A 7,364-nucleotide genomic window follows, 5' to 3' on the forward strand; every position below is an offset into this window, starting at 1 on the left:
TCAGCCGCCACGGCACCGGGCTCCCCGCGCGGGCGGCGCGCAGACGCACGCTTTTCCGGATCTTTCCCGTCCGCGCACTAGACTGCGGACGTCCCACGCCGACCGGAGTCATCACATCACCATGTCTGCACCCAACAAGTCCTACGACCCCGTCGAGGTGACCGCGCTGCAACCCGCGGAGCTCGACAAGGCCCGAGACGCGGCGCTCGCCGCGATCGCCGCCGCCTCCGACCTGGACGACCTGAAGGCCGTCCGGCTCGCCCACGCGGGCGACCGCTCGCCGCTGGCGCTGGCCAACCGGGAGATCGGCGCGCTGCCGCCCCAGGCCAAGGCCGAGGCGGGCAAGCGCGTCGGCGCGGCCCGCGGCGCCGTGGCCCAGGCCATGAAGAAGCGCCAGGCCGAGCTCGAGGAGGAGCGAGACCAGCGCGTCCTCGTCGAGGAGACCGTCGACGTCACCCTGCCCTGGGACCGTGCGCCGCGCGGCGCCCGGCACCCGCTGACCACGCTCCAGGAGCGGATGGCCGACGTGTTCGTCGCCATGGGCTTCGAGGTCTCCGAGGGGCCCGAGGTCGAGGCGGGCTGGTTCAACTTCGACGCCCTGAACTTCAAGCCCGACCACCCCGCGCGGTCCATGCAGGACACGTTCTTCGTGGAGTCGGAGGAATCCGACGTGGTGATGCGCACGCACACCTCGCCGGTGCAGATCCGCTCCCTGCTCTCGCGCGAGCTGCCCGTGTACGTGGTCGCGCCGGGCCGCACCTTCCGCACCGACGAGCTGGACGCGACGCACGCCCCGGTCTTCCACCAGCTCGAGGGCCTCGCGGTCGACGAGGGCCTGACGATGGCCGACCTGCGCGGCGCGATCGACGCGTTCGTCACCGGCATGTTCGGCGGCGGGCTGAAGACGCGGTTCCGGCCGTCCTACTTCCCGTTCACCGAGCCGTCCGCCGAGGTGGACATGCAGTGCTTCGTGTGTCACGGGGCGTCGGCCGAGCCGGGCGGCGAGCCGTGCCGCACCTGCTCGTCCGAGGGCTGGATCGAGCTGGGCGGCTGCGGCATGGTCAACCCGCGCGTGCTGGTGGCCTGCGGCATCGACACGACCCGGTACAGCGGCTGGGCGTTCGGCCTCGGCGTCGAGCGCACGCTGATGTTCCGGCACGGTGTCGAGGACATGCACGACATGGTGGAGGGCGACGTCCGTTTCACCCTTCCGTTCGGGATGGAGATCTGATGCGGGCCCCGCTTTCCTGGCTGCGCGAGTACGTCGAGCTGCCCGAGGGGATCACCGGCCGTGAGCTGGCCGCGAAGCTGATCGACGCGGGCCTGGAGGTCGAGACCGTCGAGCGCGCCGGCGCGGACGTCGTCGGCCCGCTCGTGGTCGGCGAGGTCCTGACCATCGAGGAGCTGACCGGCTTCAAGAAGCCGATCCGGCTCTGCACGGTGAACGTCGCCGACGCCAACGGCACCGGCGAGCCGCAGCAGATCATCTGCGGCGCGACGAACTTCGCGGTCGGCGACCACGTCGTGGTCATCCTGCCCGGCGGCGAGCTGCCCGGCGGCTTCAAGATCGGCTCGCGGAAGACCTACGGGCACCTGTCCGAGGGCATGATCTGCTCCGTCCGCGAGCTGGAGATCGGCGACGACCACGACGGCATCCTGGTGCTGCCGCCGGAGACCGCCGTCGGCACCGACGCCGTCGAGCTGCTCGGCCTGCGCGACGACGTCCTCGACATCGCCGTCACGCCGGACCGCGGCTACGCGCTGTCGATCCGCGGCATCGCCCGCGAGGCCGCCACCGTCTACGGCCTGCCGTTCCGCGACCCGGCCGACGTCGAGCTCCCGGACGGCTCCGGCGAGGCGTACCCGGCGTCGATCGGCGACGCGTCCGGCTGCGACCGGTTCGTCCTGCGCGAGGTGCGCGGGTTCGACCCGTCCGCCGAGACGCCGCTGCGGATGCGGGTGCGGCTGTTCCGCGCCGGCGTCCGCCCGGTGTCGCTCGCCGTGGACGTCACCAACTACGTGATGCTCGAGCTCGGCCAGCCGCTGCACGCCTTCGACCGGGCCAAGCTGACCGGCCCGATCGTGGTGCGGCGCGCGGCGGCGGGGGAGAGGCTGGAGACCCTCGACCACGTCAAGCGCAAGCTCGACGCCGAGGACCTGCTGATCACCGACGAGTCCGGGCCGATCGGCCTGGCCGGGACGATGGGCGGGCTCGCCACCGAGATCGACGAGAAGTCGTCGGACATGGTGATCGAGGCCGCGCACTTCGACGAGGTCGCGGTCGCGCGGATGGCGCGGCGGCACCGGCTGCACAGCGAGGCGTCCTACCGGTTCGAGCGCGGCGTCGACCGCGAGCTGCCGCTGTACGCCTCGGCGCGCGCGGCGCGGATGCTCGCCGAGCTGGGCGGCGCGGAGATCGTCCCCGGCGTCACGCACGCCGAGGCGCCGGTCGGGCCGCGCACCATCGCGATGTCCGCCGGGCACCCGGCGAAGGTCGCGGGCGTCGCCTACGACCGCGACACGGTCGTCCGCCGCCTGGAGCAGGTCGGCTGCGCCGTGGCGGGTGACGACGAACTGGTCGTGACGCCGCCGTCCTGGCGTCCGGATCTGGGCGACCCGAACGACCTGGCCGAGGAGGTCATCCGGCTCGAGGGGTACGACGGCATCCCGTCGCGCGCGCCGCGTCCGGTCGCGGGCCGCGGGCTGACCGCCGACCAGCGGCTGCGCCGCCGGATCGGCCGCGCGCTCGCCGGCGCCGGGTACGTGGAGGTGCTGAACTTCCCGTTCACGGCGGCCAAGGACGCCGACGACCTGCAGCTTCCCGCGGGCGACGCGCGCCGGGACGCGCTGCGCCTGGCGAACCCGCTGTCGGAGGACGAGCCGCTGCTGCGCACGACGCTGCTGCCGGGCCTGCTGAAGGCCCTGTCCCGCAACGTCGGCCGCGGCTTCGGCGACGCCGCCCTGTACGAGACCGGGCGGGTCTTCCGGCCGCGTCCGGACGCGCCGAAGGGCGCGCCGCGGCTGCCGGTCGACCGGGCCCCGTCCGCCGAGGACATCGCCTCGATCGACGCCGCCCTTCCGGACCAGCCGTTCCGCGTCGCGGTCGTGCTGTCCGGCGAGCGCGCCCCGTCCGGCTGGTGGGGCGCGGGCGAGGGCGCGATCTGGGCGGACGCCGTCGAGGCGGCCCGCACGGTCGCGCGCGAGGCGGGCGTCGAGCTGACGGTGAAGGCCGACCGGCACGCGCCCTGGCACCCGGGCCGCTGTGCCGCGCTGTACGCGGGCGACACGCTCGTGGGCCACGCGGGCGAGCTGCACCCGCGCGTCGTGAAGGCGTTCGGGCTGCCCGCCCGCACCTGCGCGATGGAGCTGGAGGTCCGCGCGCTCGGCGAGCCGCGCGACGTCCGCGCCCCGCACGTGTCGGCGTACCCGGTCGCGACGCAGGACGTGGCGCTGACGGTGGACGCCGCGGTGCCCGCCGCCGACGTCGCGTCCGCGCTGCGGGACGGCGCGGGCGAGCTGCTGGAGTCGCTGCGCCTGTTCGACGTGTACACCGGCGAGCAGGTGGGCGAGGGCCGCAAGTCCCTGGCCTACTCGCTGCGGTTCCGCGCGTCCGACCGGACGCTGACCGCCGAGGAGGCGAGCGAGGCGCGCGACGCGGCCGTCGCCGTCGCGGCGGAGCGCACCGGCGCGGTCCTGCGCGGCGCGTAGCCCTCAGCGAGAAGCGAGACGCGCCCTCGGCCCTCTTCGGGTGGCCGGGGGCGCGTTCGTTTTTCTAGCCCGCAGTTTCTAGCCTGCGTAGTCGAGTGTGCCGGTGCGGCGTCCGACGGAGACGAGCCGGTCCATGGACAGCCAGGCGACCGCGTACCAGCCCGCCCCGACCAGCGCCTCGAGTCCCACCTGCCCGAGGACGTGGCCGGTGGGAGCGCCGTCGAGGATGCCGCGGACGGCCTGCAGCCCGTGGACGAGCGGCAGGAACTCCAGCACCGCGCGCAGGGGAGCGGGCCAGAACGACATCGGGACGTTCGTCCCGCCGAACGTCATGACGATCCCGTACGCGAAGTTCAGCACGAGCCATTCGACGCCGCGCAGGCGCAGGGCCACGCCCGCGAGCGCGCACCCGTACCCGTAGCTGCTGAGCAGGACGAGCACGATGACCGGGATCGCGTACGCGGCGCGCGGCCAGGGCAGCGGGACGCCGAGGAGCGGCGGCAGGGCCGTCCAGGCGACCATCGAGCTGATCAGGCCGGTCGTCATCCACTGGACGCCGCGTCCGAGGTAGACGGGCAGGTGCCCGGCGGGGGCGACGGCGAGGAGCGGCAGCGTCCCCATGGCGCGCTCCCCGGAGAGCGAGATGACGACGATCGTGGACTCCAGGCACGCGAGGGCCACGGAGTTCCCGACCAGCACGTACCGCGTCAGCGCCGGGTCGCCGAGGTAGGAGCCCAGCAGCACGTAGTAGGCGACCTGGCAGAGCAGCCGCATGAGCCAGCCGAACGTCCAGGTCCTCCAGGTGTAGACGCGTCCCATCTCGGCGAATCCGAGGATCACCGACTGCCGGACGATCCGGATCGCGTGGATCATGCGTACCCCACCGTCCCCTTGCGGCGGGCGACGTCGACGATCCGGCGCGTCAGCCACATCCCGCCCGCCAGCGCGGCCGCCCCGAGCGCGAGGATCACCGCGAGGGAGAGGGGCCAGTGGCGGGCCGTCCCGTGCGCGGCGTCCCGCAGCAGCTGCGCGCTCCACGACAGGAACACGAGCCGGCTGAGCGGGCGCACCCAGAGCGGCAGCACGGCGATCGGGAACACCACGCCGCCCAGGATGTAGAACGGATAGCTCAGCGAGTTCTGGAGCACGTCGCGGGCCCGCGACAGCGCGATGACCCCCGACAGCAGCATGGCCGTGCCGACCGACGCCAGGCAGGTCGCCGCGACGGCCAGGACGAACACGCCGGGCTCGTCCACGGTCACCACGCGCCCGAACCCGGCCGCCGCGACGAGCCAGGACTCGGCGAACGCGACCGCGCCGACCAGGACGACCGCGGCGACGCGTCCGGCGACGACGAGGGTGAGGGGGACCGGGGCGGCGACCATCGGCGTGAACCGTCCCGCCCACTGGTCCTCGGGGACGACGCGTCCGGCGTAGTCGAGCGCCGCGACCCACAGCCCGACCAGTCCGGGCGCGATCACCGCGTTGGCGACCGCGTCGGGCCGGTGCGCGTGCAGCGTCAGCGACAGCAGCCCGGCCGTCTGCATGGGCGTGACCAGCAGCATCAGCATGTTCTGCGGCCCGCGCCGGGCGAGGGCGGCCTGGAGCAGGAACGCCTGCCACACGACCCTGAGGTAGGAGGTCATACGCGCATCCCCCGGTCCCCGACGGTCCGCAGGTAGACCTCTTCGAGGGTCGGCTGCGCGTGCCGGGCGGTGAGGACGTCGCGTTCGACCAGCCAGGCCAGGACGCGGCGCGAGCCCTCCCGGTCGGCGGTGTGCGCGCGCCACCGGTCGTCGAGCCGTTCGACGTCGACGACCTCGGGCAGGGCGGCCAGCGCGTCGGTGAGCGCGTGGTTGAGCGCGTGGGTGAGGGCGGGGTCGTCGTGGGCGAAGTCGACGCACTCGCGGTCGCCGAGGAGCCGTCCGATGTTCGCGGTGTCGTCGGTGAGCAGGCGCCGTCCGCGGTCGATGAGGGTGACCCGGTCGCAGAGGGCGGTGGCCTCGTCCATGTCGTGGGTGGCCAGCAGGAACGTGCGTCCCTCGTCCCGGAGTTCGAGGACGAGCCGGCGGAACGCGACGGCCGCCACGGGGTCGAGGCCGGAGGTCGGCTCGTCCAGGAACAGGACCCGCGGCTCGTGCAGGAGGCCGCGCGCCAGGTGCAGGCGCTGGCGCATGCCCCGGGAGAACCGCTCGACGGGCTCGTCCGCCCGCTCGGCGAGCCCGACCCGTTCGAGGAGGGTGTCGGCGCGGCGCCGGACGGTCCGCGCGTCGAGTTTGTAGAGCGCACCCCAGAACAGCAGGTTGCGGCGGGCGCTGAGACGGTCGTACAGCCCGCGGTCCCCGCCGAGGACGAGCCCGACGAGCGACCGGACGGCGGTGGTCTCGGCGACGACGTCGTGCCCGAGCACTCGTGCCGTCCCGGACGTCGGCAGGAGCACGGTCGAGAGGATCCGGACGAGGGTGGTCTTGCCCGCGCCGTTCGGCCCGAGCAGCCCGTGGATCTCGTTCCGGGCGATGGTCAGCGTGAGGTCGTCCAGGGCGACGACGGTGTCCTTCCGCCTGCGCTCGTAGGTCCGGCGCAGCGAGGACACGGAAACGGCGGCTTCCATGCCCCGACCGTGACCGTAAGGCCCTGGCCGGAGCCATAAGGCCGCGTCCTAGTTCGGGACGGCTGATCCGTTCGGAGCCTGAGGGAAGGCCCCGGAGCATAGGGTGGGCGGTGTCCCGCCGTTGGACGGGCACGGTTTCCCGGAGGTGGATGATGACGTCCCCGTTGGCACCCGATCGTGCGCCCGTCGGTGACATCGCGGCCGCGCTGACCGTCCTCGACACGCGGCTCAAGTCCATCGGCAGCGGCGAGGCCGCCGGCGAGGACGAGCTGAGGAGCCGGTACCTGGAGTCCTTCGGCCCGCTGGGGGCCGCCGCCGTGCTCGACGGCGCGTGCACGCTGATCTACGTGTACATGCAGTGGCTCGAGGACGCCTACTCCTCCCAGGACGAGGACGTGATGGAACACGTCGTGCCCTGGGTCCTCGGGACGATGAAGCTGATGAAGGTCGTCGACGACGAGGGCATCCCCACGATGGCGGCGCTGCTGGTCGCCCCGGTGGTCGGCATCAGCCCGACGCTCTGGCGCCGCGAGCACGGCCCGTGGCGGAAGGAGGAGATGACGGCCCTGGAGGTCGCGATGGTCCTGCTGGGCCTGCGCGTGAACGAGCTCACCGGCGACGACGACTCCGCCGTGCGGCTGATCACCGACCTCCTCGACCAGTTCGAGGCGGACGACGAAGCGGGCGACGAGGCGGACGACGGCGCCTGATCCGCGCCGGAGCAGGGACCGGGGTCACAGGAGGCCGCGGTCCCGGGCGGTGGCCACGGCCTCGCCCCGGGAGGACGCGTCGAGCTTGGCCATCAGGTTCGACACGTGGACGCTGGCGGTCTTGGGGGAGATGAACAGCTCGGCGGCGATCTCCTTGTTGGAGCGGCCCAGGGCGAGGAGCCGGAGGACCTCGGACTCGCGGGCGGTGAGGGGGCCCTTGCCCGCGCCCGACAGGCCGGCGCGGCGGGCGCGTTCGGAGATCTGGCGGCGGAGCGGGGCGGCGCCCAGGCGCGCGGCGATCTCGTCGGCGCGGCGCAGGCGGTCGGCGGCGGGCC

General features: G+C 73.7%; 7 protein-coding genes. 3 read left to right on the top strand and 4 right to left on the bottom strand.

Annotated elements, in window-relative coordinates; all coding sequences use genetic code 11:
• Positions 1-121: 121 nt before the first annotated feature.
• Both pheS and pheT read left to right on the top strand, forming a co-directional pair.
• A complete protein-coding gene (gene pheS, locus EBO15_RS18915) occupies positions 122-1,231 on the top strand; it encodes a phenylalanine--tRNA ligase subunit alpha (protein WP_122195730.1) in 1,110 nt (369 codons plus the stop codon).
• Positions 1,231-3,708 carry a phenylalanine--tRNA ligase subunit beta gene (pheT, locus tag EBO15_RS18920; RefSeq protein ID WP_122195731.1) on the top strand — a complete coding sequence of 826 codons (2,478 nt, stop codon included), beginning with the start codon at positions 1,231-1,233 and terminating at the stop codon, positions 3,706-3,708. The genes pheS and pheT overlap by 1 nt, the downstream gene beginning before the upstream one ends.
• A 78-nt stretch (positions 3,709-3,786) precedes the next feature.
• Here the strand turns inward: pheT and EBO15_RS18925 are convergent, their stop codons facing one another.
• Genes EBO15_RS18925 through EBO15_RS18935 form a run of 3 tightly spaced genes read right to left on the bottom strand, consistent with a single transcriptional unit; the run spans position 3,787 to position 6,319 of the window.
• Positions 3,787-4,581, bottom strand: a complete 795-nt coding sequence (locus EBO15_RS18925; protein ID WP_122195732.1) for an ABC transporter permease — start codon at positions 4,579-4,581, stop codon at positions 3,787-3,789.
• Positions 4,578-5,354, bottom strand: a complete 777-nt coding sequence (locus EBO15_RS18930) for an ABC transporter permease (protein ID WP_122195733.1) — start codon at positions 5,352-5,354, stop codon at positions 4,578-4,580. The genes EBO15_RS18925 and EBO15_RS18930 overlap by 4 nt, the downstream gene beginning before the upstream one ends.
• On the bottom strand, positions 5,351-6,319 hold the full coding sequence (locus EBO15_RS18935; RefSeq protein ID WP_122195734.1) for an ABC transporter ATP-binding protein: 969 nt from the start codon (positions 6,317-6,319) through the stop codon (positions 5,351-5,353). The genes EBO15_RS18930 and EBO15_RS18935 overlap by 4 nt, the downstream gene beginning before the upstream one ends.
• A gap of 164 nt (positions 6,320-6,483) precedes the next feature.
• On the opposite strand from EBO15_RS18935, the gene EBO15_RS18940 reads away from it, so the two are divergent.
• Positions 6,484-7,029, top strand: a complete 546-nt coding sequence (locus EBO15_RS18940) for a hypothetical protein (protein WP_147481544.1) — start codon at positions 6,484-6,486, stop codon at positions 7,027-7,029.
• A gap of 24 nt (positions 7,030-7,053) precedes the next feature.
• Here the strand turns inward: EBO15_RS18940 and EBO15_RS18945 are convergent.
• Positions 7,054-7,364: response regulator transcription factor (locus tag EBO15_RS18945; RefSeq protein ID WP_199744644.1), on the bottom strand; the 311-nt coding region annotated here is incomplete at its 5' end.

The sequence above is a fragment of the Actinomadura harenae genome, from assembly GCF_003696215.1.
In the GTDB taxonomy this organism is placed as follows: Bacteria; Actinomycetota; Actinomycetes; order Streptosporangiales; family Streptosporangiaceae; genus Spirillospora; species Spirillospora harenae.

Bases quoted from the DNA above. Each gene is read 5' to 3' on its own strand.
- pheS (WP_122195730.1), top strand. From the start codon at position 122: ATGTCTGCACCCAACAAGTCCTACGACCCCGTCGAGGTGACCGCGCTG.
- pheT (WP_122195731.1), top strand. From the start codon at position 1,231: ATGCGGGCCCCGCTTTCCTGGCTGCGCGAGTACGTCGAGCTGCCCGAG.
- EBO15_RS18925 (WP_122195732.1), bottom strand. From the start codon at position 4,581: ATGATCCACGCGATCCGGATCGTCCGGCAGTCGGTGATCCTCGGATTC.
- EBO15_RS18930 (WP_122195733.1), bottom strand. From the start codon at position 5,354: ATGACCTCCTACCTCAGGGTCGTGTGGCAGGCGTTCCTGCTCCAGGCC.
- EBO15_RS18935 (WP_122195734.1), bottom strand. From the start codon at position 6,319: ATGGAAGCCGCCGTTTCCGTGTCCTCGCTGCGCCGGACCTACGAGCGC.